Below are 23,721 nucleotides of genomic sequence, written 5' to 3'. Positions count from 1 at the left end.
GGATCGTCGATCCGGGGACGTTCAGTTGAGCTGATACTGCAAGGCGTAGGCCGCCCCATCAAACTGATCAAACATCTCTGGCAAGTCCGGGTGGCTGATTGGCTCACCGGAATAATCCGCGACCAGATTCTGCTCAGAGACATAGGCCACATAGTAGGTCTGATCATTCTCTGCCAGCAGATGGTAGAACGGCTGATCCCGCACCGGACGGCTGTCTTCGGGAATGGCTTCATACCACTCTTCCGTGTTCTCGAACTCTGGATCGACGTCAAAGACCACACCGCGAAACGGGTGTTTTCGATGACGGACAACCTGTCCCAGATTATATTTTGCACGTGTTCTTAGCATTGGCAGACTGTCTCCGTGACTTGTTACTAACGTGAAACACTGGCAGATGTCCAACTCTTGAGACAAATTTTCGAGGAAACAGTCTGTGAACCTGGCCTTAACAGTGCTTGAAATTACCGCCCCCGTTTTCCTGCTCGCGGGCGTTGGTTTTGCCTGGGTGAAACTGGGATTTGAATACCGCATTCAGTTTGTCACCCGGCTCGCTATGACCCTTGCGGTCCCGGCACTCATCTTCACCGCCTTGATGAAAACCGAGCTCGACAAGTCTGCGCTTGGGGTCTTTGTTATTGCTGCCATTTTGGGCCATGTATTGCTCGCCCTGGTGGGTTCGGTGCTGATCAAAACGGGTCGCCTGAACCGGCAAACCTATCTGGCACCTTTCATTTTTGGCAATACCGGCAATCTTGGCATCCCCTTGGCCCTGTTTGCATTTGGCGAGGCGGGCCTTGGCTATGCGGTGGTGATGTTGGCCGTATCGGCGGTGTTGTCCTTTACCCTCGGCCTGTCCTTGGTGGCGGGCAAGGGCGGCGGCGCCAAGGCCCTGCGCGAACCAATGGTTTGGGCCACTTTGCTGGGCGCGCTGTTTTTGTGGCAAGACTGGCAGACCCCCAAATTCTTGACCAATGCGCTGGATCTCATTGGCCAAATGGCCATCCCCTTGATGCTGATCACATTGGGCGTGGCCATCGCACGGTTGACACCGGGCAAAACTGGGCTGGCGGTTTTGCTGTCTCTTGCCAAGCTCATCGCCAGTGTCGCCATTGGCTGGGGGTTGGGCTGGGCCTTTGGCCTCGACCAGATCGCCTTTGGCGTGTTGGTCCTGCAACTGGCCACCCCCGTCGCCGTCACCTCCTATCTGCTGGCCGAAAAATTCGGTGCTGATGCAGAAGCGGTTGCCGGGCTGGTGGTGGTCTCGACCCTGATGGCGATTGCGGCCCTGCCGCTGGTGCTGTCACTTTTGATTGATTTGTGATTTTCACGGATGGCCAAACAGGCTAGAATGACAAAAAAATATAACGAATAGGCAGAGGCAATGAGCAGAATCATCGTCGTACTCGCCCTTCTTCTGGTTGTCGCATCCTGCGGAGGTGGTCCCAATACCCCACCCCGCAATCTGGAAAACGCGTGCGCCATCATCAAGGAGCGGCCCAAATACCTGCACGCCTTTCGCGCCACCGAGCGCCGCTGGGGCGTGCCCATCCATGTGCAAATGGCCACCATCCATCAAGAAAGCGCGTTCCGTGGTAATGCCCGCACCCCCCATAAATACCTGCTGGGGGTGATCCCCATGGGGCGGCAATCCAGCGCCTATGGCTATGGCCAGGCTTTGGACGGCACCTGGGAGGATTACAAACGCGACACCGGACGGCGCCGCGCCAAACGCGACCGGATCGAGGATGCCACCGATTTTATGGGCTGGTATATGAACAAAAGCCTCGAGAAGAACAGCATCCCGCTTTATGACGCGCGCAACCAGTACCTAGCCTATCACGACGGTCACACCGGCTATGCACGCGGAACCTACAAAGCAAAAAGCTGGCTGCTGCGGGTCGCCAGCAAGGTCGAAGCCCGCTCGCAGATGTACCAGGCCCAGCTTGCCACCTGCCGTCGCGCCCGCTGATCTAGGTCACACACACCAGGCTGTCGTTCTCCGCATTGCTTAGAACGGCAGCTCGGCGCCTGATATCTAGCGAACTTCTTTTGCCAGCTTTCCGGCAAACCCCAGAAGCAGCATCCCAGACAAAATCCGAAACCCTCGGTATCTGGACTGGGTCAGCAGCCGTGCGCGCAATAGCCCGGCAAGTGCCGCGTAGGTCGTCAGCGAGGCGAGGGATATCGCACAATAGGTGGACACCAGCACCAGCGCCTGCGGCCCGGCTGGCGCGTCCGGCTGAATGACTTGCGGAAAGATCGCCACATAAAAAAGAACCGCCTTGGGATTGGACACGGCCAGAGTGAACGCCTCCAGAAACAATGTCCGGGTCGATACGGATGGTGGCGCGGATGCTGACTGGCCAAGGTCAAGCGTTTCGCGGACAAAAATCAGGCGCAGCCCCAAATAGGCAAGATAGAGAACCCCCGCCCAGCGAAACAGGAACCACAACCATTCAGAGGCAAGAACAAATGCGGCGACGCCGAACGCACATGCAAAACCCGCGACAGCGAGACCGGCCGCGTTTGCAGCAATCGTCGGCAGGCATTGTTTGAAGCCAAGTTGCGCGGCCCGTCGGATCGTATTCAAGATCGCAGGACCTGGTGTTATGATGTTTGCAGCAGATATCAACGTAAATGCCAGCCAAGCTTCAAATGACATTTTTTCCTCCGTCAGAGAGACACATCAAATACTTAAGACGATCTAAAGAGAGGTCGGCAGACCCCATGTAGAATTTCCGCCGCAAGGCAATATCCACTCTGCCTCACCTGGCCATTCTTTGGTGTTTCTAGGGTGAATTGCCACCGCCACCGGCGCTGAACAGGGTTGAGGGCAGGCGCATCCCGGTTTCCAGCGCACCAAGGATCACGGTGGTCTTGCCCCCGGCCCCGTCATGTACCACCCATTTGCGCAGCTCCACCGGCGCATCCGTGAACATCAGCTCCAGACTGCCGTAGTCCGGGTTTTCCGGGTCCTGCGCCTGTACCACAGTCGAGGTGCCGTCAAAGCCGTGGCCGACAACCATATTGGCCTGATCCAGATTGACCCGCTTGGCCAGAATGATCGACAGCGGAGTGCGGCGTAGTGGGAAGGTTTCGGGCGGTTGATTGGATTTGGGGTCGTGAATGCGCACCGCGCCTGCGCCGGCCACAACTGTGCCACCATCGGTCCCATCATATTCAAACCGCATCCGGCCCGGACGGTGCAGATAGAGCTTGCCGGTGGTCAGCGACCCATCATCATTGATCTGGGTAAAGCTCGCCGTGGCGGTCTTCATCTCGTTCAGATAGCCGGAAATCTCATCCAGGCTCAGCTTTTCGTCAGCCCAGGCCAGGGTGCCGGACAGCGACGCTGTGACGCCCAGCGCCAAGATACAAAGAAGTTTTTTCATATGCGTTAAATAATCCTTGGAGCGGAAAAGAAAAGAGGCCGCCCCGCTTGCGGGCCGACCTCGCGGTTTCTTGATTGGGAAAGCCGATTTTCACCCAGCCTTACTGCTCCGGCACCAGGATTTCCCGTTTGCCCACGTGGTTGGCCGGAGAGACCAGACCCTCGTCCTCCATCTGCTCCACCAGGCGCGCGGCTTTGTTATAGCCGATGGCCAGCTTGCGCTGAATATAGGAGGTCGAACATTTGCGGTCCTTGATCACGATCTGCACTGCGGAATCATAAAGCGCATCCTCGCCGGTGGTGTTGCCACCGGTATTCAGCCCCAGAACCGCGTCAATGTTTTCGGCCTTGTCGTCATCCGGCCCCTCGACCACACCGCCCATATACTCCGGCGGGCCAAACTGTTTCAGGTGGTTCACCACCTCTTCGACCTCTTCATCCGACACAAAGGGCCCATGGCAGCGGGTGATTTTGGCGCCGCCCGCCATATAAAGCATGTCGCCCATGCCCAACAGCTGCTCGGCACCCATCTCGCCCAGGATCGTACGGCTGTCGATTTTCGAGGTCACCTGGAAAGAAATCCGGGTGGGGAAGTTGGCCTTGATGGTGCCGGTGATCACATCCACCGACGGGCGCTGGGTGGCCATGATCAGGTGGATTCCAGAGGCCCGCGCCATCTGCGCCAGACGCTGGATACAGGCCTCGATCTCTTTGCCGGCAACCATCATCAGATCCGCCATCTCATCGACGATGACCACGATATAGGGCAGCGCTTCGGGGGCGAATTCATCGGTCTCGAACACGGGTTCGCCGGTGTCATCGTCAAACCCGGTCTGCACGGTGCGGCTGAACATTTCGCCCTTTTCCAGGGCTTCTTTTACGCGTCCATTGTAGCCGGCGATGTTGCGCACGCCCATCTTGGACATCTTGCGGTAGCGATCTTCCATCTCGCCCACCACCCATTTCAGGGCGACAACCGCCTTTTTGGGATCGGTCACAACCGGCGACAAAAGATGGGGAATGCCATCATAGACAGACAGTTCCAGCATCTTGGGGTCGATCATAATCAGGCGGCATTCATCCGGTGACAGCTTATACAGCAGCGACAGGATCATGGTGTTGATGGCCACCGATTTACCAGAGCCCGTGGTCCCCGCGATCAGCAAGTGGGGCATCTTGGCCAGATCGGCCACCATCGAGGAGCCGCCAATATCCTTGCCCAGCGCCAGCGGCAGGTTCTGCGTGCCATCGCCATAATCGCGGCTCGACAGGATTTCTCGGAAGTTCACCATCTCGCGCTTTTCATTGGGCAGCTCAATGCCGATGACAGTGCGCCCAGGCACGGTAGACACCCGCGCCGACAGCGCCGACATGGATCGCGCGATATCATCGGACAGACCAATCACACGCGACGCCTTGAGACCCGGCGCGGGTTCCAGCTCATACATGGTGACAACAGGACCGGGGCGCACCGAGACGATCTCACCTTTGACGCCGTAGTCATCCAGAACCACTTCCAGCATCCGGGCATTTTCTTCCAGGGCTTCATCGCTCAGATGGTGCCGTTCGACCCCACTGGGATGGCTGAGCAACGACAGCGGCGGCAGTTCAAAGTCCGATGCACTGTCTTCAAAGGCCAGACCAGGCTGCGCCTCGGCCTTGGCCCGGGTCGAAGGCTGGACCGGCTTGCGCTGCGGCTGCTCGACCACCGCCTTGCGCGGGGTGGCAACGGGAATGTCATATTCCACCGGCTCTGGTGCCTGCTGTGCCGCAGCGGGGTTTGCGGGCGCGCCAAATTCACGGTTGATGACCCGGCCGGCGGGCAGTTCTTCTGAAACAACCCGGTCCGGCGCCAATTCAGAGGACATCCCCATCACCGCGCTTGGCTCCATTGTCGCGGTCTCAGCTTCGGCATGGTCTGCTGTGGGCTCTGCATACTCAGGTCCGGTATCTGCAGGTCCGGTTTCAACAGGTGCCGCGTCATAGCCCTGTTCCGCCTGCAGCTCTGGGGCAGAGGGCACAAATGCCGCCATCGATGCTGTAGCGCCCGGTGCTGCGGGAATGGCGGGGGTGGCGGTCAACGGCGGCTCGGGGGGCAGGCCATTCGTGGCAGCATTGGGATTGAACAGCAAAGGCTCCGCCCGCTTGCCGCGCCCCTTGGTCAGGGGCAGATCTGCGTCATTGCTCGCAGCTGCCTGGGTGGCCGCGCGGCGAATGCGCACCGCGCTGGCGATCTTTTCCGAAATACGCGCGTCGCCCGACAGCAGGGATTCCCCAGATTGTGCATTCTCAACCAGCTCAGGTTCCGGCATCTGATCTGGGATATCATCTGGGTCAGACCGGCGCATCAGCCCTGGCACACGGGAAAACAGGCTGGTTTTTTCGGGTTTTTCCACCACAAAATCATCGTCACCGATCCCCGCCTCAGCATCACCGCCCTGGGGATAGCTCTCAAACATCTGCGCGTCAGTGTCCTCGACGATCCAGGCCTCTTCTTCGGCCTGCAATTTGGCGGCACGCCGCTGTTCGCGCAGGGTCATCGCCGCCCGAAAACCGCTGGTAGCGCCGCGCCCCAGCAGGCTGGCAATGCCACCGTAGATCAGCACAAAGCCCAAGGTCAGATAGCGACCGGCGCGGTTGATCTCCCCGCGGCTGAACCCAGCCACAAAGGCGCCAAGGGACAACATGCCAATGGCCATCAGCAGCGACATCAATTTCACCGCAAAATGCGAACTCACCGGCAAAAGCGTCAGCAAGGCCCCCATCACGGTATCGCCAAACAGCCCACCCAGCCCAAAGCTATGGGTGGTTTTCCAATCGGCGTCGGGCACCAGCGTCGCCGCATAGATCGAGGCCACCGCCAACAAAACCGGCGCAAAGATCATCCGGCCAAGCACGCGCTCTTCGCCACTGTGGAACAAAAAACGCAGCCCCCAGGCCAGTGGCGTCAGCGCCAGGCTCCAGGCAGCCCAGCCCACAATCAGGAACAGCGGTGCCGCAATCGAGGCCCCAGGGCGCCCCATCCAATTCTGCACCGGCGCATCGGTAGAGACCATCCAGTTGGGATCATCCGGGGTGTAGGAACCAACCATTGCAGCCACAAGCAAGCCAAGCGCGATCAGAAAGATTCCAATCAGCTCCTTGCCACGCTTTTCGATCGCCGCCTGCATCGAACTGTCAAGCAGGGGGTCCCTGCTGCGGGTTTGAAATGCCATGCCTACCTCGGTTCATTGTTGCCGATGTGCCCTGAATTGTACCACAGGATCGGATCATCGGTTTGTCTTTTGTATTGGCGATGCCCCCGCTCTGGCAGGCAATCGCAGTCATTCAGTCGTCGTAGAGACAGCGCCGCAGCTTACTCAGCGCCTCCCGTGTCACCTCAGGCGCGGCCACCAGCGCCACCCGGATATAGCCTTTACCGGGGTTTTCGTCACCACTGCCCTGAGCCAGATAGGCCCCCGGCAAGACCCGCACGCCAGTCTGCTGCCACAGCTTCAGCGCGGCGTCTTCTCCATCCGCAACCGGCAGCCACAGGAAAAACCCGGCATGGGGAGAGACGTACCCGTCCAACCCGGCAAAGACCTCATCTGCAATGGCGTATTTCTCAACATAAAGCGCCCGGTTTTCCACCACATGGGCCTCATCCGCCCAGACCTTTGCCGCGGCAGCCTGCAACGGTCCCGGCAGCGGTGCCCCGGAATAGGCCCGCAGCTGCTTGATCCGTTTGATATTCTCCGGCCCGCTGGCAATCAACCCAGAGCGCAGCCCCGGCAGGTTTGAACGTTTGGAGAGCGAATTGAACAGCACCACCCGCTCGGGATCCGCGCCCATCTCCTGCGCCACGGTCAGCGCCCCAAGCGGTGGCGCATCGCGGTAAATCTCGCTGTAGCATTCATCGGCGAAAATACAGAAATCATGTTTTTCGGCCAGGGCGATCAGCCGCTGCCAATAGGCGCGATCCGCCACCGCGCCCTGGGGGTTGGCGGGAGAGCAAATATAGGTAATCGCTGTGCGCTGCAGCAGCTCAACCGGCAGGCTCTCATAATCTGGCAGATGGCCTGTCGCAGCTGTGGCCGACAGGAACACAGGTTCAGCCGCGACTGATAGGCTGGCCACCATGTAGACCTGATAAAACGGGTTCGGGATCAAAATCGCCGGTGTTTCGCCATTCTTTGTCTCAGGACACAGCGCCATGGCAGCATTATACAGCCCCTCGCGGGTGCCATTCAGCGCCATAATCTGTGTCGCCGGGTCCATGGTCACGCCGTAGCGGTTGGAAATCCAGCCCGCCATCGCGCCACGCAGACCATCAGAGCCATCGTTGGGCGGATAGCTGTTAAAGCCAGCGGCGTTTTCAACGATGACATCCGTCACCCATTGCGGGAATTGGTGTTTCGGCTCGCCAATGGTCATATGCACCACATCGCCGCCAGGCGCGTGATGGTCCAAAAGCGCCCGCAGACGCGGAAACGCATAGGCTGGCAGGTTCGCAAACCGGTCAGGGAAATTCATAGCTGTGCCTCGAATTCGGGATCATTCGCGCCCCGTTTGCAGTCAAATTACAGAGCAAGAGCCAATGCGTCCAGCCGCAGGATGCGGCCTTGGGCAAATTTGTGGCATTCCGGCCAGACTTTGGCGATTGGCTGCCCCGGGGTTAAACTGCCAGGGCAGCTTCGATCCCCATGCCAACCCGCAGCAAAGCCTCCTCACAGTTGGGTTGGCCAAGGACCTGCAAACCACAACTGGGGGTGCCCGTAGGCAGGCTCAGCCCGCAGGTGCCCATCAGGTTGCCTATGCGGGTATTGCGCAGCGTCAGCAGATTGGCCTGTACATAGTAGTCCTCCTCCTGCTCCAAACGCGCCAGATTGGGCGGCAGAATCGGGCAGCTGGGGGACAGGACGCCATCAAAGCCAGCCGTGGCCTGATCCCAGGCCATGCGGGCCTGTTCCAGCCGCCCCCAGGCGGCAACGTAGTCAGGCCCGGAGAAGCCTGCGCCAGAGCGGAAACGCTCCAGGATCTTGTCAAACATCACCTCGGGGCTGGCCTCGATCACCTCTTTCCACAGCCCATAGGCCTCGGTGGTGAACAAGATAGCGCTGAGCCCCATGGGCTCAACCAGTTCGGGCACTTCCAGCGGCACAATCTCGGCGCCCGCCTGCTGCAGTTTTAGCAGCGCATCCGCGTAGCTTTGGGCGACTACAGGATCTAGATCATCCTGCGCAATCGTTTGCAGATCCGCAAATCGGCGCCCCTCAAGACCCGTCGCGCCACGCAGATCGGGGCCAGCCGTGCCCTCAAGCAACCCCAAAAACAGGCCCGCATCCTCAACCGAGCGCACCAGCGGGCCGATGGTGTCAAACTTCAGACACAACGGCACCACCCCTTCGAGGCTAATCCGCCCGGCGGTGGTTTTCAGCCCCACCAGATCGTTCCAAGCCGAGGGAATGCGCACCGACCCCCCGGTATCAGAGCCAATGGCCCCTGCCGCCAGACCAAAAGCAACCGAGGCTGCGGCGCCAGAGGACGAGCCCCCCGGCACTGCCGCCTCATCGTTGACACAGGGCGGCGTTGCTGTCACCGGATTGAGCCCCAGCCCGGAAAAGGCCAGCTCGCTCATATGGGTTTTGCCCAGACACACAGCCCCCATGGAGGTCGCAACTTCCAGAACCAAGGCATCCTGATCCGGCACCCGGCCTTTGAGCAGCGCCGAGCCCGCCTCGGTCCCGGCCCCCGCCGAATCAAACAGGTCCTTCCAGCTGATCGGCACCCCATCAAGCGGGGAGCGGCGCAGCCCCGCCCGGGCCCGCTCGGCTGCGGCCTCGGCCTCGGCCAGAGCGCGCTCAGGGGTCACAGTGCTGTATATGCGATCGCGATGCGGGTGGCTGTCGATGGCCGCCAGATAGCACTGCGCCAAAGCAACAGGATCAATCTCTTGTGCTGCAATTCCCCGCCCCAGATCTGCGGCGCTCATCTTTAGCCAGTCCTGCATTGCCATCCCTCCGTTTGATTTTTCAGGACGGTAGCCCTCTGCTCAAACTGGTACAATCCCGAAGAGACGAAACGAGCCCACAAAGCGGCTGAGAATTGCCTGCTTTTGATCCACTGCCATGGACAATTCCGTCAATCGGCGCATATTGCGAGCTATGAAAAACACATCCGATATCTTGATCGTTGGTGGCGGCTTGAACGGCCCCGCCCTGGCTTTGGCCCTGGCACAAACCGGCCATAGCGTCACCGTTGTCGACGCCCTGCCACGCGGTGGGTTTGAGGATGAAGGCTTTGACGGCCGCGGCTATGCCCTGGCCCTGGCCTCACAGCGGTTGCTGGCGCAGATCGGCATCTGGCCGCAGGTGGCCGAGCAGGCCCAACCAATGCTGGAAATCAAGGCCAGCGATGGCCACGCCGGCGAAGGGGCGGCGCCGTTTTTTGTGCATTTTGATCACCGCGAGATCGAAGAAGGCCCGATGGGCTATATGTTGGAAGATCGCTATCTGCGCCGCGCTTTGCTCAAGGCGCTGGAGGAGGAGCCCCGCATTTCCCTGATCAACGGTGCCCGCGTGGTGGCCCAAGACACGGACCAGACCGGCGTTACCTTGACTTTGGCAAGTGGTGACACCCTGCGCGGCGGCATTCTGGTGGGGGCGGATGGGCGCAAAAGCGGCACCGCCGCGCGCGCCGGGATCAAGCGTACAGGCTGGGACTACGGCCAGACCGCACTGGTCTGCGCCATTGATCACGAAAAGCCGCACCACGGCATTGCCCATCAGTTCTTTATGGAACCCGGCCCACTGGCGGTCTTACCGCTGCCGGGCAATCGCTCTTCGATTGTCTGGAGCGAAAAGACCGAGATGGCCGAGGCGATCCAGGGGCTGGATGACAGCGATTATATCACCGCGCTAAAGCCGCGATTTGGCAATTTCCTCGGCGAGATTTCCCTGGCAGGCAAACGCTTTACCTATCCGCTGAACCTGACCATCGCCAATAGTTTTACTGGCGCCCGGATGGCGCTGATTGGCGATGCGGCCCATGGCATGCACCCCATTGCCGGGCAGGGATTGAACGCAGGGCTACGCGATGTTGGTGCCCTGGCGGAGGTGCTGACCGAGGCCCGGCGGCGTGGCGAAGATGCCGGATCCTCGCTGGTGCTGGACCGCTATCAGCAGTGGCGCCGCTTTGATACAGCCACGCTTGTTGCCGGCACGGATATGGTCAACAAACTGTTTTCCAATGACAACCCACTGCTGCGCCTTGGCCGGGATCTGGGGATGGGGCTGGTTAACAGCCTGCCCGGTCTGAGACGTGGTTTCATGCGCGAGGCTGCCGGGCTGACCGGTGATTTGCCGCGTCTGCTCAAAGGTGAAGCCATTTGACGTCCCGCCCCGGCAAGGGGGGGCTCCCGCCCATTGCGTCAACACCTGCGGTGTTGCGATCTGGTTGGGCCCAGCGCCTTGCCTAACGGCAAGGCGCGGCATCGCGGGTATTACAGGTATTGCTAAAAGCCACCCTGACCGCCGACACCACCGCCGATAGATCGTCAAAAGCCTCAACGGTCCAAACTGCGCGCTCGCTGTGCGTAAGCACAGCCCGGGCCCAAGGCCGCCAAGGCGCCCCAAAGGGGCACCTGCGGGCGCGGAAGCCCCCCCTTTTTTTCTGCTAAACCATGCAACAGCCGCGTTTGCTACAACCTGAACCAAGGCAGTTTTCAAACGACAGAACTCATCCCAGAACAGAACGACCAGAGCGATCTAGCCGAGAACAACAGGAAAGAGCTGCTGTAGGCCTACTCAATGGCGCGGGCTTCATCCGCCAGCATAACCGGAATGCCATTGCGGATTGGAAAGGCCAGATTGGCCGCTCTGGACAGCAATTCCTGCGCCTCAGCGTCATACTCCAGAGTGCCTTGGGTTTGTGGACACACCAAAGCCTCCAACATGCGGCGATCAAAGGTCACCGGTTTTGTATCACTCATTGCAAGATATCCTCATCTGCGCCGCCCCTTAGGGAAAACTCGATCAATGTCACCAGAGTTTTTCGCCTTGTGGCAAGGCAAGGCGCCTCTAGCAAGGCCTGTTTGTCTTCTGGCTCGAACTCCAACAACATCGACAGGGAGTTGATCAGCAGCTCATCTTCGGCCTCTTTCAGAGAATCCCAATCCGTTGACAGCCCCTGGGCCACAAAGAGCCGTTCCAGCAAAGCCAGAAAACCGGCACGGTCAAACTCGGTATCCGTCTCAGCAGCAGTGCCAAGATCGCGGTCAAACCCGGTCCAGCTGACGTCACAGCGCCGGTAGGGGCTAAAGCCGCTGACTTCACCCAGAATACGAAACCTGGACAGGCCCGACAGGGTGACCATGTAGCGGCCATCTTCGGTCTCGGAGAACTGCGTCACCCGGCCAGCGCAGCCAATGGCCTGCAGCGCCTCAGCATCCCCAGAGCCTGCGCAGGGCTGGATCATGCCAATCAGGCGCTCCGGGGTCTTCAGCGCATCTTCGAACATCTGCAAATAGCGCGGTTCAAAGATATGCAACGGCAGGCGGGCCCGGGGCAATAAAATCGCCCGGGGCAGTGGAAAGACAGCAATAGTGTCCGGCAGATCTGCGATATGCATCATGGCTATTACTGTAGGGCAGAGACCCAATTAGGCAAATATCAATGAGCTCAGCTTGCGGCGACCGTTCAAAACCACCGGATCATTGGGCTGCAGCGCGTCAAAGATAGTGAAAAGCTGCGCCTTGGCAGCGCCGTCGTTCCACTCACGATCACGGCGGAACAGCTCCAGCAGCTCAGTCACCGCCGCCTCGGCATCGCCCGCGGCATGCAGCGCCTGCGCCAATTCAAAGCGCGCGTCCAGATCCTCTGGGCTGGCCTCAACTTTGGCTGCCAGTTCGGCAACGGGGCCGGCGTTTTCCGCCTGTCGCGCGAGTTCGATCTGCGCCCGCGCCGCCTCGATCTCGGCAGCATCGGCAATCTCTGCCGGGGCGCCATTCAGAACCGCTTCGGCCTGGTCCAGATCTTCCAGCGCGATATGCGCCCGCGCCAGACCACCATAGGCCGCGGCGCTTTTGTCATCTTCGCCAATAATTGCTGCAAAGGTCTGCGCCGCATCCGCGACGTCACCATCTGCCAGCATTTGCTCGGCAACGTCCAGGGCTTCGCTCAGGCCACCGTCAGCACTGCCACCACCCGCCTCGATAGCCTTGTTGACAAAGGCTTCGATTTCGCTCGGCGGCACATTGCCCTGAAACATATCAATGGGGCGCCCTTCCACAAAGGCAACCACAGTTGGGATCGATTGCAGCGGCAACCCCTGCTGCGACAAAGCCTGGGCCAGGCGCTGGTTTTCATCGACATTTACCTTGGCCATGGTGACCGCGCCCTTGGCCTTGGTCACAACCGCCTCCAAGGCGGGTCCAAGCGTCTTGCAAGGACCACACCAGGGCGCCCAGAAATCAACGATGACCGGCGCCTGCATCGAGGCCTCGATCACATCCTGCATAAAGGTCGCCTCACCGACGTCCTTGATTACATCACCTGCGGGGGCTGCGGTGCCCGCTCCGCCAATAATATCCATTGTCTCAATCTTCTCCGTTTGAAGCTTGGCCCCTATATGGAGCGCTGGAACACAGAAACCAAGAGTGGAGTTCTCTCCGCCCTGGTCCCACTGTCATTTCTCGCCAGCCTAAGACGCTTGGTGTCCGACCTCAACACAGCGCACCCGCGCCGCGCCCTGGCGCGGCGCCGGGCCCAACGGGAGGCGGGCATCTGTGATGCCCAAACGACGGGCGGGAGCCCCCCCCGTTCCTCAAGAATGTTACAGATCAAAGGTGGCAAAAACCGGCGCGTGGTCACTGGGTTTTTCCCAGCCCCGGGCGGCGCGCAGAACCCGGCTGGAATGCGCTGCCTGACGAATGTCCCCGGTGGCCCAGACGTGATCCAAACGGCGCCCTTTGTCAGCCGCGTCCCAATCCTTGGCCCGGTAGCTCCACCAGCTATACAGCAGCCCCTCAGGAATATCCGCGCGGGTCACATCGGCCCAGCCTCCTGCCTCCTGCACCTCTGCCAGCAGATCCACCTCCACCGGCGTGTGGCTGACGATCTTCAGCATTTTCTTGTGGTCCCAGACGTCATCTTCGCGCGGCGCGATATTGAGATCGCCAACCAAAATGGATTTTTCAGGCTTCTCCGCCTTAAACCAGTCCCGCATCTCGCTCAGGTAATCCAGCTTCTGACCAAATTTCTCATTCACTTCCCGGTCAGGCTTGTCCCCGCCTGCAGGCACATAGAAATTATGCACGGTCACGCCATTTTCCAGCCGCCCCGCGATATGGCGCGCATGGCCGAGATTGGCAAAATCCTCAGCCCCGGCTTCCACGATGGGCAAGCGCGATAAAATGGCGACGCCGTTATATCCCTTCTGCCCACGTGCAACCATATAGGGGTAGCCCAAATCGGCAAAACCCTGTGTCGGGATCTTGTCCACCGGGCTTTTACACTCCTGCAGACACAGCACATCCGGGCCTTCCTCGCGCAAAAGTTTTTGCACCAGCTCTTCGCGCAGGCGGACAGAGTTAATGTTCCAGGTCGCAAGGGAAAAAGCCATGTAGATGCTCCGATTGGCAGGGGTATGCCACTCGCTATCACAGTGCTGCTAACCGGAGAAGAGAGCAGAGACGGGATTTTATGAAATCCAGTTTGCCCCCCCTGGGGGACGCACAGAGCCAAAAGCCGCAAAAAAAAGGCCGGGCATAAAGCCCGGCCCAGTCCAACAGGGAGGTGCACATCATAACCCGGACATGCGCGGGATGAGGGAAAAAAGACAGGCGCTAGCTGATCAGACGATAGCCACCGGATTCCGTTACCAGGATACGGGCATTGGAGGGATCCGGTTCGATCTTTTGGCGCAGCCGATAGATATGGGTTTCCAAGGTATGCGTGGTGACACCGGCGTTATAGCCCCAGACCTCATGCAGCAGCACATCCCGCGCCACCACCCCATCGGTGGAGCGATAGAGGAATTTCAGGATATTGGTCTCTTTCTCGGTCAGCCGGATCTTGCGCTCATCCTCGGTCAGCAACATCTTCATCGCCGGCTTGAACGTATAGGGCCCAAGCACAAAAACCGCATCTTCGGATTGTTCATGCTGGCGCAATTGGGCGCGGATACGCGCCAATAGCACCGGAAATTTGAAAGGTTTCGAGACATAGTCATTGGCACCGGCATCCAGTCCCAGAATGGTGTCTGAATCGCTGTCATGGCCTGTCAGCATCAGGATCGGCGCCTTGACGCCTTGCTTGCGCATCAGGCGGCACAGCTCACGACCATCGGTGTCGGGCAAGCCCACATCCAGGATCACCAGATCATACAGCGCCTCTTTCACGCGCTCCATGGCGCCTTGGCCATTTTCGGCCTCAAAGACATCAAAGTCCTCGGTCATAATCAGCTGTTCACTCAGAGCCTCGCGCAGATCCTCGTCATCATCCACCAGTAGAATTTTCTTCAGTTGCGCCATGGTTCTGGTCTCCCGCCTCTAGATCCTGTTTGCGTGACTGACAGATGCGCCTCCCCCCTGCAAAGGACAAGATATGCTGCAAAACATTCACGCCGTCGTGTCCGTAGCAAAGGAATTATTTCACTTCTGTTGAAATTGAGCCTAGGAAAGGCCGGTATTTATGTCACCCAATGCTGGATTTGCCGCATGAGCCTGATGCCCACCATGATCGAACTCTTGGCCCGCGCGCGGGTAGATCTGCGCATGGGGCTGCCAGTCGTCCTGATTGAGGAGGGGCAAGCCGCCCTAGCGATCGCCGCCGAGAGCCTGTCACAGGACCGCTTGACCGAAATGCAGGCGCTGGGAGAGGCCACCCTGGCCCTGACCGCACGCCGCGCCGAGACCCTGAAGGCCCGCGCCTATGATGGCGATACCGCCCGCATCCACCTGCCAGAGGCAGCAGATCTGGGCTGGATCCAGGCGCTGGCAGATCCCGCGGATGATCTGAAGGCGCCGATGAAAGGCCCCCTGGTCAGCGCCCGTGAGGGCTCCGCCACCCTGCACCGTCTGGCCATTGCTCTAGTGAAATCGGCGCGGCTGCTGCCCGCTGCATTGTTGGTGCCGCTGGAGAGTGGCGCGCAGTTTGCCGTCAGCCATGGGCTCACCCTGTTGCCGCAGGCTGCCGCTGAACCGCTGATGAGCCAAAGCTCGCCGCTGCATGCCGTCGCTGCCGCCCGCCTGCCGATGCAGGCTGCCGAGGCTGGTCGGCTGCATGTGTTTCGCCCCGAAGATGGCGCCGAAGAACACTACGCCATCGAAGTGGGCCGGCCTGACCGACACCAGCCAGTTCTGGCACGGCTGCATTCGGCCTGTTTCACTGGCGATGTTCTGGGATCGCTGAAATGCGACTGCGGCCCGCAGCTCAACGCGGCGCTGGCGCAGATGGGGGCGACGGGCAGCGGCGTGTTGCTTTACCTCAATCAAGAGGGGCGCGGCATTGGTCTGGCCAACAAGATGCGCGCCTATTCCCTGCAAGATCAAGGGTTTGACACGGTGGAAGCCAACCATCGCCTGGGCTTTGAAGATGACGAACGCGATTTCCGCCTTGGCTCTGCCATTCTGAATGAGCTGGGGTTTTCCCAGGTGCGTCTGTTGACCAACAACCCAAACAAGATCGCGATGATGGAAAAAACCGGCATCAAGGTCACCGAGCGGGTGGCGCTTAAAGTTGGCGAAAATGCCTTCAACGCGCAGTATCTGGCCACCAAGGCCGCCAAATCGGGTCACATGTTGTGACCACCACACCGCCCTATTCTGCAGCCGATCTGGTGCTGACCAAGCGCGGTCTGCGCTTTGCCGGACGGCTGTTGCCCTGCAGCATCGGCAAGGGCGGCATCTCGCGCAACAAGCGCGAAGGCGACGGGGCCACGCCAACCGGGCTGCACCACATTGTCGGGATGCTGTACCGCCCGGACCGCATGGCCAGACCAAATGCCTGGGCCCGGCCGATTGGCCCCGGTGATCTGTGGTCGGATGACAGTCACGACAGCCACTACAACACCCTGATCACAGCGCCTTATGGATTCAGCCACGAGCACCTGCGCCGGGCCGACCCTTTGTATGATCTGGTGCTGATACTGGATTGGAACTGGCCCAATGCCACCCCCGGCAAGGGCTCTGCCATATTTATCCACCAATGGCGCCGTCCGGGATATCCGACCGAGGGCTGCATCGCCTTTGATCGGCGTGATCTACAGTGGTTGGCCGCCCGCGTAGAGCCGGGCAGCCGGGTGATTGTCCCAGATCTGGCTTAGGCTCGGTCAGGCTTGCGTATCATAAGCGCGGGCGCCAAAGATGGCTGAGCCAACCCGCACATGGGTTGCCCCATGGGCGATGGCCTGCTCGAAATCGCCGCTCATTCCCATGGACAGCCCCGCCAGCCCATTGCGGGCGGCAATTTCTGCCAGCTGGGTGAAATGATCGGCTGCGGCCTCATCTACCGGCGGGATACACATCAGGCCTTTGACCGGTAGATCCAGCCCACGGCACTCGGCGACAAAGGCATCGGCCTCCTCCGGCAGGATGCCTGCCTTTTGTGGTTCGGCTCCGGTATTGACCTGAATGAACAGATCAGGGCAGTGGCCCAGCTCCTGCGCCAGCCGTGCGATACTTTTGGCCAGCTTTGGGCGATCCAGCGTATGAATGGCGTTGAACAGCTCCATCGCCTGACGCGCCTTGTTGCTTTGCAAGGGGCCAATCAGATGCAGATCCAGCCCGCTATAGGTTTGGGAAAAATCTGGCCATTTGCCCAGGGCCTCTTGCACCCGGTTTTCACCAAAGCAGCGCTGACCTTCGTCTAGCACCGCTGCCACCCGTGTATTTGGCTGGACCTTGGACACCGCAATCAGCGTCACCGATCCTGCGGGACGATCTGCAGCAACCTCTGCCGCGGTGATACGGTTTTTTATTTCTTGCAGCGACATTTAGCGTCCTCCGGTTTTGACGCCAGAACAACACTGTTTGGCGGCAAATGTTAAGAGCCAAACGAAAAGGGCGAGCTCTGTTAAGAGCCCGCCCCCAATTCACGCTAAGCGTAAGTTCAGCTTAGAAGCTGAAGTATACACCAGCCTGGAACGAGTTGTCGTCGTCTGCTTCGTCAACATAGCCAGCAACAAAGGTAGCGCCGCCACCCAGGTCGTACTGGTAGTTGATGCCGAAGGAGGTGCCGTCGGTTGCGCGAGCGTTTGCACCAACAGTGGTTGCACCGGTAACGGTGGTATCAGCCAGCAGAGCTGCGTCAACGTCGGAGTTGTTCACCCAGAGAACCAGGTTGGAAGCTGCGCCGATGTCCATGCTACCTTCCAGGGTAACGGAGTCAGCAACGTCGGTGGAACCGTAAGCGATTTTTGCACCGAACTGACCGAAGTCACCACCAGCAGCGATGAAGTACAGGCCATCGTTTGCGTCGATAACGACACCGCCGGAAGTTGTGTAGGTGGCAGTGTTGTCAGCAGCTTGGTAAGCAGCGGTGACATAGTAATCGGAGAACGAGTATGTCACCATGACTGCGGTGCGCTGTTCGCCGTTTGCTTCACCCAGAACGAGACCACCGTTACGCTGGCTGTAGGAGATGTGGCCAGTGAAACCACCAACCGAGTACAGAGCTTCGATGCCGTTTGCGCCCATGCCGTCGGAGGAATATGCATCCCAGTTAAAGCCAGTGCCAACGGAACCAGCTGTACCGGCTGCGATGGAAGCAGCGGAGAAGCTAGAAGATTTGATGGCCAGCGAGTGGAAGCCTTGGCCGTCGATGCCTGTACCAGCGGAACGAGCGCCAGTTACATACAGACCAGGTGCGTTTTCAACAGCACCGATGATGTTGCCAACGTTGACAGCCAGGCCGCCGTAGGTCACGCCAAAACGTGCGCCGTTGAAGCCATTGTCGCCACCAGGAGCACTTTGACCTGGGTTGCCGTCACGGCTTTCGGACTGCATACGAACGCGAGCGTTGAAGCCAATGCCGCCGTCAGATTCGGTGGACATGTCGACCTGCAGACGCAGACGGCTGGTGATGTTGGTTTCGGAAACGCCAGCAACACGCTCGTTGGCGGAGTTGTAGTCCAGACCAAAGCGGCCGTAACCGGACAGACGGACGTCAGCAGCTGCCATGCCGGCAGTGGCGATCAGCGCGGTAGTCGCGAAGAGAACCTTTTTCATCGATTTTTCCCTCGGTTTTCAATTCTGATGCCCAAACCGGGGAATCCGGTGTGGGTATGACAAGGGGTTTCGCTTTTTCACCCCCGTTTTGGCAAGAGCGGCCCAACTGCCAGCCAGCATTGCTCTTTCGGATGGTGCAGCTTTGCCACAGTCTCGAGCCTGCCCCGGCTCTTACCCCTCTGAATCCGCCTGATTTGCTCTCTGTGCAGCGCGTTAATCAACAACAATCCGCGCAGCTCCCATGATAACCAGACTGCCCGTAATTCGCTGTGCCCCATATATAACTGTCCGCCCACACGATTCGCTGGAAGCTGGCGCAGATCGCTAAACCCCTTGCTCCGCAACCCGTCGATACGGTAGGAGTGCGGCAAGATACTGGCGCCGGGAGTGACGATGACACTGCATAAGATAGTAAAGACAACTCTTATCGGAGTTGTGTGCCTTGGATTAGCAGCCTGTGGCGGGCGCTCTGACAGAACCGGTCCCCGTGGGACAGCCCCCCAAGAGTTCAACAATGACATTGATACTGCCCAAAGCAGCAAGTCATCGATCTGGGATCTGTTCGGCGGCACGCCGGATCAGAAGGTCCAGGTGAACCGCTACCTGTGGAATGCCACCCTGGATGTGCTGGAATTCCTGCCAGTGCAATCGGTTGACCCCTTCACCGGCGTCATCGTAACCGGCTATGGCACACCTCCTGGCAGCGGCCGCTCCTATCGCGCCACGGTTCACATCAAAGACCCGGCCCTGGACGCGCGATCACTGAATGTCTCGCTGCAGGCAAAGGGCGGCCGCCCTGTCAGCGCATCGACCACCCGCGCCGTCGAGGACGCAATCCTGTCACGCGCCCGCCAGTTGCGCATCGCTGACAAGAACCTCTGACAGGCCGCGACGACGGCTCTGGAACAGAGATCAAAACAACAGTATTACATGCGCCGGGTCACCACCCGGCGTTTTCATTCTTAAAGGACCTGTCGTGATGTCGCGCTACGCTGCCACCAAAATCGAAGAAAAATGGCAAAAGGCCTGGGATGAGGCCGGTATTTTTGAGGCCAAACGCATACCTGGCAAAGAGAAATACTATGTGCTCGAGATGTTCCCCTACCCATCGGGGAAGCTGCACATGGGTCATGTGCGCAACTACACCATGGGCGACGTGGTGGCGCGCTACAAGATGTCCACCGGACATAACGTATTGCACCCAATGGGCTGGGATGCCTTTGGCATGCCCGCAGAAAACGCTGCAATGGCCAGCGGTGGCCACCCCAAGGACTGGACCTACGCCAATATCGACGCGATGAAAGAGCAGATGAAGCCCCTGGGCCTGTCGCTCGACTGGTCGCGTGAATTTGCCACCTGTGACGAAGATTACTACGGCCAGCAACAGGCACTGTTCCTGGATTTCCTCGACAAGGGGTTGGTCTACCGCAAAAACGCTGTGGTGAACTGGGATCCGGTTGATATGACCGTTCTGGCCAACGAACAGGTCGAAGGCGGCCGTGGCTGGCGTTCGGGCGCGCTTGTGGAACGGCGCGAGCTGACCCAGTGGTTCTTCAAGATCTCTGACTATTCCGAAGAGCTGCTCTCGGCGCTGGACGGGCTGGACAACTGGCCCGCCAAGGTGCGCCTGATGCAGGAGAACTGGATCGGAAAATCCCGCGGTCTGCAGTTTGGCTTTGAGCGCACAGAAGGCGGTGACCCGATTGACGTCTACACCACTCGCCCCGACACCCTGATGGGCGCTTCCTTTGTCGGTATCTCACCCGATCACCCCATTGCCAAAGAGCTCGAAGCGAAGTCCGCTGAAGTAGCTGAATTTGTTGCACAATGCCGCAAGGGCGGCACCACCGAAGAGGCCATCGAGACCGCGGAAAAGCTGGGCTACGACACCGGCATCCGGGTGAAACATCCGCTGAACCCGGACTGGGAACTGCCGGTCTGGATCGCCAATTTCATCCTGATGGATTACGGCACCGGCGCCATCTTTGCCTGCCCAGCACATGACCAGCGCGACCTGGATTTCTGCCGCAAATACGACCTGCCGGTGAAAAACGCCTTCTTCACATTGGAAGACGCAACACCGGTTGCAAACGAGGCCTTGGTGCCTGCGAAATCGGAAAAAGTCCGCTGGGTTGATCATTTTGCCGGTCTCACCGAGGCCACCGGCGAAGAAGCCATCAACACCACCGTTGATTTTGCCGAAAAGGCCGGTTGGGGCGAGGGCGTCACCAAATACCGCCTGCGCGACTGGGGCCTGTCGCGTCAGCGCTATTGGGGCTGCCCGATTCCCGTAGTGCATTGCGCCGATTGCGGCGTGGTACCGGAAAAGAAAGAAAACCTGCCCATCGCCCTGCCCTATGACGAAGACGGCAAGGCGATTGATTTCTCGGTGCCGGGCAACCCGCTGGATCGTCACCCCAGCTGGCGCGATTGTGCCTGCCCCGCCTGTGGCAAACCGGCCCGGCGCGAAACCGATACCATGGACACCTTTGTGGACTCCTCCTGGTATTTCTCCCGTTTCACCGCGCCACATGCCAAAACACCCACGATTCTGCCCGAGGCCGAATACTGGATGAATGTGGATCAGTATATCGGCGGCGTCGAACATGCGATTCTGCACCTGCTTTATGCCCGGTTCTTTTCCCGCGCGATGAAGATCTGCGGCCACCTGCCGGATGGCTGCGAAGAGCCCTTTGACGCGCTGTTCACCCAGGGCATGGTGACCCATGCGATCTATCAAAGCACGGGAGCCAATGGCCGGCCGGTCTACCACTACCCCGAAGAGGTGGAGCTGCGCGACGGTGGCGCCTTCCTGAAAGAGAGCGGCGCCGAGGTGAAAATCATCCCGTCGGCCAAGATGTCGAAGTCTAAGAACAACGTCGTCGATCCGCTGTCGATCATCTCCTCCTACGGCGCCGACACTGCGCGTTGGTTTGTCCTTTCCGATTCGCCCCCCGAACGGGACGTGGAATGGACCGCCTCCGGCGCCGAGGCCTCCTACAAGCACCTCAACCGGGTCTGGAATCTCTGCGACAAGATTGCCGCGATGGAGCCCGGAACAGCGGGCCAAGGCGACGAAGACCTGCTGCGTGAGATGCATAAAACCATCCGTGACGTGACCCTGGGCATTGAAAGCTTTGGCTTTAACGCCTCCATCGCGCGGCTTTATGGCTTCACCAATACCCTGGCCAAATCGAAGGCGGGGCAAGCGGCACAGAAACAGGCCATCATGGTGCTGGCGCAGCTGATGTCCCCCATGGTGCCGCACCTTGCCGAAGACATCTGGGCTCACCAGGGCGGGGCCGGTCTGGTCACCACAGCGCCCTGGCCGGTTGCGGATGAGGCGATGCTGGTCGAGGCCAGCGTCACCCTGCCGATCCAGATCAATGGCAAACGCCGTGGGGAAATCACCGTGGCGGCTGATCTCGACAAAGCAGAGGTTGAAAAAATCGCCCTGGCACACGAAGCTGTACAAAAGGCGCTGAATGGCGGCGCCCCGAAAAAGGTCATCGTGGTGCCGGGTCGTATCGTCAATGTCGTTGCTTAAACAGTCTTTGCTGATCTTAACGCTGGCCGCCTCTGTGGTGGTCAGTGCCTGTGGCTTTACCCCGGTGCATGCACCGGGGGGCACCGGGGATGCGCTTTATGGGGAGGTGGAAATCACCTTTCCTGACCTGCCCGATTCGACTGGCGACAAGAATGCCTATTTCCTGGTGCGGGATCTGGAACAGCGTCTGGGACGCGCCAGCAGTGGCGCCTACCAACTTGACCTGACCCTGACCACCAGAACCGACGGCCAGGCGATCACCGCTGACAACTCGATCACCCGCTATTCGATCATCGGCGCTGCGGGCTACAGCCTGACGCGAAAATCGGATGGGGTGGTGGTGGCCAGCGGCAGTGAGACCAACTTCACCGGCTATTCTGCCACTGGCTCAACCGTTGAAACCCTTGCCGGGGAGCGCGACGCCTATAAGCGCCTGATGCGCATTCTGGCGGATCAGATCTCTGCCCGCCTGCTGGCCTCAGCGGATCTGGCCCCCACAGCCGCCGAATGAAGCTTTCGCCGCGTGACACCGACGCCTATTGCCAACGCCCGGATCCCTCCAAGACCGGGCTGCTGATCTATGGTGCCGATGCCATGCGGGTAGCGCTAAAGCGCCAGCAGATGCTCGCGGCCCTGCTGGGGCCTGGCGCAGATGAAGAAATGCGCCTTGCCCGGATGCCGGGCAGCGAGCTGCGCAAAGACCCCGCGCAGTTGTTGGATGCGGTCAAGGCGGTCGGCTTTTTCCCCGGCGCCCGCGCCGTTTTTGTGGAAGAGGCCAACGACACCGCTGCCCCGGCGATCCTGGCCGCACTCGAAGAATGGCAGCCGGGAGACGCGCAGATTATCGTCACCGCCGGCCAGCTCAAAGCCACCTCAAAGCTGCGCAAGGGGTTTGAAAGCCACTCAAATGCCTATGCCACCGGTATCTATGACGATCCCCCCTCGCGGGCTGAGATTGAGCGTATCCTGGGGGCGGCGCAGATCCGCGATGTGCCAAATGACAGCATGCTGGCGCTGACCGATATTGCCAATGACATTGGCCCCGGGGATTTCTCCCGGATGATCGATAAGCTGTCGCTTTATAAACACGGCGACACTGCGCCTTTGTCACTGGAGGATATCCAGGCGGTGGCACCACAGTCCACCGAGGCGGCCTTGGATGATGTGCTCAACGTGGTGGCCGAGGGGCGCACCGCCGAAATTGGCCCCTTGATCAGTAGATTACAGTCGCAAGGCACCAATGCAGTAACACTGTGTATTGGCGCCACCCGGCATTTTCGCACGCTTTACACTGTTGCCGCCGATCCCGGCGGTCCGGCGCAGGGTATTGGCCGCTTACGGCCGCCGCTCTATGGCAAGCGCCGCGACAGGGTGTTGCGCCAGGCGCAAAACTGGGGCGCCGATCGGTTGCAACGGGGCCTGACAATCCTGACAGACACCGACCTTATGCTGCGCTCAGCCGGGCAAACCGCGCCGGCCCTGGCGCTGATGGAACGTGCGCTGATCCGGCTGTCGATGCTGGGCCGCGCCCGCTAAGGCTGTACGCGCTGCGTCACATGTCCTTTCCAGCCTTGACCT

Annotated in this window: 22 protein-coding genes; 9 read left to right on the top strand and 13 right to left on the bottom strand. The window is 59.7% G+C overall.

What is annotated here, in order from left to right:
* Nucleotides 1–21: 21 nt before the first annotated feature.
* Complete coding sequence (hspQ, locus tag N1037_01565) at nucleotides 22–348, bottom strand: heat shock protein HspQ (protein UWS79735.1); 327 nt, start codon at nucleotides 346–348, stop codon at nucleotides 22–24.
* 85 nt (nucleotides 349–433) lie between these two features.
* Between hspQ and N1037_01560 the strand changes: the two genes are divergently transcribed.
* Both N1037_01560 and N1037_01555 read left to right on the top strand, forming a co-directional pair.
* Nucleotides 434–1,321, top strand: a complete 888-nt coding sequence (locus N1037_01560) for an AEC family transporter (protein ID UWS79734.1) — start codon at nucleotides 434–436, stop codon at nucleotides 1,319–1,321.
* Between the two features lie 60 nt (nucleotides 1,322–1,381).
* Nucleotides 1,382–1,969 carry a lytic transglycosylase gene (locus tag N1037_01555; protein UWS79733.1) on the top strand — a complete coding sequence of 196 codons (588 nt, stop codon included), beginning with the start codon at nucleotides 1,382–1,384 and terminating at the stop codon, nucleotides 1,967–1,969.
* A gap of 66 nt (nucleotides 1,970–2,035) precedes the next feature.
* Here the strand turns inward: N1037_01555 and N1037_01550 are convergent, their stop codons facing one another.
* The 5 genes from N1037_01550 to N1037_01530 all read right to left on the bottom strand — a co-directional run bounded on the left by N1037_01550 (nucleotide 2,036) and on the right by N1037_01530 (nucleotide 9,380).
* Entirely contained in the window at nucleotides 2,036–2,662 is a 627-nt protein-coding gene (locus N1037_01550) for a LysE family translocator (protein UWS79732.1), read from the bottom strand.
* A gap of 127 nt (nucleotides 2,663–2,789) precedes the next feature.
* The gene (locus N1037_01545) at nucleotides 2,790–3,392 is read right to left on the bottom strand and encodes an outer membrane lipoprotein carrier protein LolA (GenBank protein ID UWS79731.1); all 603 of its coding nucleotides are present in this window, start codon (nucleotides 3,390–3,392) and stop codon (nucleotides 2,790–2,792) included.
* Nucleotides 3,393–3,492: 100 nt separating this feature from the next.
* Nucleotides 3,493–6,606, bottom strand: coding sequence for a DNA translocase FtsK 4TM domain-containing protein (locus tag N1037_01540; protein UWS79730.1), 3,114 nt, complete (start codon nucleotides 6,604–6,606; stop codon nucleotides 3,493–3,495).
* A gap of 112 nt (nucleotides 6,607–6,718) precedes the next feature.
* A complete protein-coding gene (locus tag N1037_01535; protein UWS79729.1) occupies nucleotides 6,719–7,903 on the bottom strand; it encodes an aminotransferase class I/II-fold pyridoxal phosphate-dependent enzyme in 1,185 nt (394 codons plus the stop codon).
* A gap of 142 nt (nucleotides 7,904–8,045) precedes the next feature.
* A complete protein-coding gene (locus N1037_01530; protein ID UWS79728.1) occupies nucleotides 8,046–9,380 on the bottom strand; it encodes an amidase family protein in 1,335 nt (444 codons plus the stop codon).
* A gap of 154 nt (nucleotides 9,381–9,534) precedes the next feature.
* Between N1037_01530 and N1037_01525 the strand changes: the two genes are divergently transcribed.
* Nucleotides 9,535–10,761, top strand: a complete 1,227-nt coding sequence (locus N1037_01525) for an FAD-dependent monooxygenase (GenBank protein ID UWS79727.1) — start codon at nucleotides 9,535–9,537, stop codon at nucleotides 10,759–10,761.
* A gap of 410 nt (nucleotides 10,762–11,171) precedes the next feature.
* On the opposite strand, the gene N1037_01520 is transcribed toward N1037_01525, so the two are convergent.
* The 5 genes from N1037_01520 to N1037_01500 all read right to left on the bottom strand — a co-directional run bounded on the left by N1037_01520 (nucleotide 11,172) and on the right by N1037_01500 (nucleotide 14,900).
* Nucleotides 11,172–11,360 carry a Trm112 family protein gene (locus N1037_01520; protein ID UWS79726.1) on the bottom strand — a complete coding sequence of 63 codons (189 nt, stop codon included), beginning with the start codon at nucleotides 11,358–11,360 and terminating at the stop codon, nucleotides 11,172–11,174.
* Nucleotides 11,357–12,001, bottom strand: a complete 645-nt coding sequence (locus N1037_01515) for an LON peptidase substrate-binding domain-containing protein (protein ID UWS79725.1) — start codon at nucleotides 11,999–12,001, stop codon at nucleotides 11,357–11,359. Before N1037_01515 ends, N1037_01520 begins: the two co-directional genes overlap by 4 nt.
* 27 nt (nucleotides 12,002–12,028) lie before the next feature.
* Nucleotides 12,029–12,961, bottom strand: coding sequence for a tetratricopeptide repeat protein (locus tag N1037_01510; GenBank protein ID UWS79724.1), 933 nt, complete (start codon nucleotides 12,959–12,961; stop codon nucleotides 12,029–12,031).
* A gap of 240 nt (nucleotides 12,962–13,201) precedes the next feature.
* Nucleotides 13,202–13,990, bottom strand: a complete 789-nt coding sequence (locus N1037_01505; GenBank protein UWS79723.1) for an exodeoxyribonuclease III — start codon at nucleotides 13,988–13,990, stop codon at nucleotides 13,202–13,204.
* Nucleotides 13,991–14,213: 223 nt separating this feature from the next.
* Nucleotides 14,214–14,900: a response regulator transcription factor gene (locus N1037_01500; GenBank protein ID UWS79722.1), complete on the bottom strand. Its 687-nt coding sequence runs from the start codon at nucleotides 14,898–14,900 to the stop codon at nucleotides 14,214–14,216.
* A gap of 186 nt (nucleotides 14,901–15,086) precedes the next feature.
* Between N1037_01500 and ribA the strand changes: the two genes are divergently transcribed.
* Both ribA and N1037_01490 read left to right on the top strand, forming a co-directional pair.
* Nucleotides 15,087–16,175 carry a GTP cyclohydrolase II gene (ribA, locus tag N1037_01495; GenBank protein UWS79721.1) on the top strand — a complete coding sequence of 363 codons (1,089 nt, stop codon included), beginning with the start codon at nucleotides 15,087–15,089 and terminating at the stop codon, nucleotides 16,173–16,175.
* Entirely contained in the window at nucleotides 16,172–16,693 is a 522-nt protein-coding gene (locus N1037_01490) for a L,D-transpeptidase family protein (GenBank protein UWS79720.1), read from the top strand. Before ribA ends, N1037_01490 begins: the two co-directional genes overlap by 4 nt.
* Nucleotides 16,694–16,699: 6 nt before the next feature.
* Here the strand turns inward: N1037_01490 and N1037_01485 are convergent, their stop codons facing one another.
* Nucleotides 16,700–17,362 (bottom strand): YggS family pyridoxal phosphate-dependent enzyme, encoded by a 663-nt coding sequence (locus N1037_01485; protein ID UWS79719.1) that lies wholly within the window; start codon nucleotides 17,360–17,362, stop codon nucleotides 16,700–16,702.
* A 121-nt stretch (nucleotides 17,363–17,483) separates the two neighbouring features.
* Nucleotides 17,484–18,596 (bottom strand): porin, encoded by a 1,113-nt coding sequence (locus N1037_01480; protein UWS79718.1) that lies wholly within the window; start codon nucleotides 18,594–18,596, stop codon nucleotides 17,484–17,486.
* A gap of 393 nt (nucleotides 18,597–18,989) precedes the next feature.
* On the opposite strand from N1037_01480, the gene N1037_01475 reads away from it, so the two are divergent.
* From N1037_01475 to N1037_01460, 4 genes are all read left to right on the top strand, one after another.
* Entirely contained in the window at nucleotides 18,990–19,478 is a 489-nt protein-coding gene (locus tag N1037_01475) for a DUF3576 domain-containing protein (GenBank protein ID UWS79717.1), read from the top strand.
* Nucleotides 19,479–19,575: 97 nt separating this feature from the next.
* Nucleotides 19,576–22,143, top strand: a complete 2,568-nt coding sequence (leuS, locus tag N1037_01470) for a leucine--tRNA ligase (GenBank protein UWS79716.1) — start codon at nucleotides 19,576–19,578, stop codon at nucleotides 22,141–22,143.
* On the top strand, nucleotides 22,130–22,654 hold the full coding sequence (gene lptE, locus N1037_01465) for an LPS assembly lipoprotein LptE (protein ID UWS79715.1): 525 nt from the start codon (nucleotides 22,130–22,132) through the stop codon (nucleotides 22,652–22,654). Before leuS ends, lptE begins: the two co-directional genes overlap by 14 nt.
* Nucleotides 22,651–23,679: a DNA polymerase III subunit delta gene (locus tag N1037_01460; protein ID UWS79714.1), complete on the top strand. Its 1,029-nt coding sequence runs from the start codon at nucleotides 22,651–22,653 to the stop codon at nucleotides 23,677–23,679. Before lptE ends, N1037_01460 begins: the two co-directional genes overlap by 4 nt.
* The last annotated feature ends 42 nt before the right edge of the window (nucleotides 23,680–23,721 follow it).

Origin of the sequence: Phaeobacter sp. G2 (assembly GCA_025163595.1) — a bacterium.
In the GTDB taxonomy this organism is placed as follows: Bacteria; Pseudomonadota; Alphaproteobacteria; order Rhodobacterales; family Rhodobacteraceae; genus Pseudophaeobacter.
Note: the sequence above shows the minus strand (reverse complement) of the source record. Positions and strands in the feature narration are given on the sequence as shown.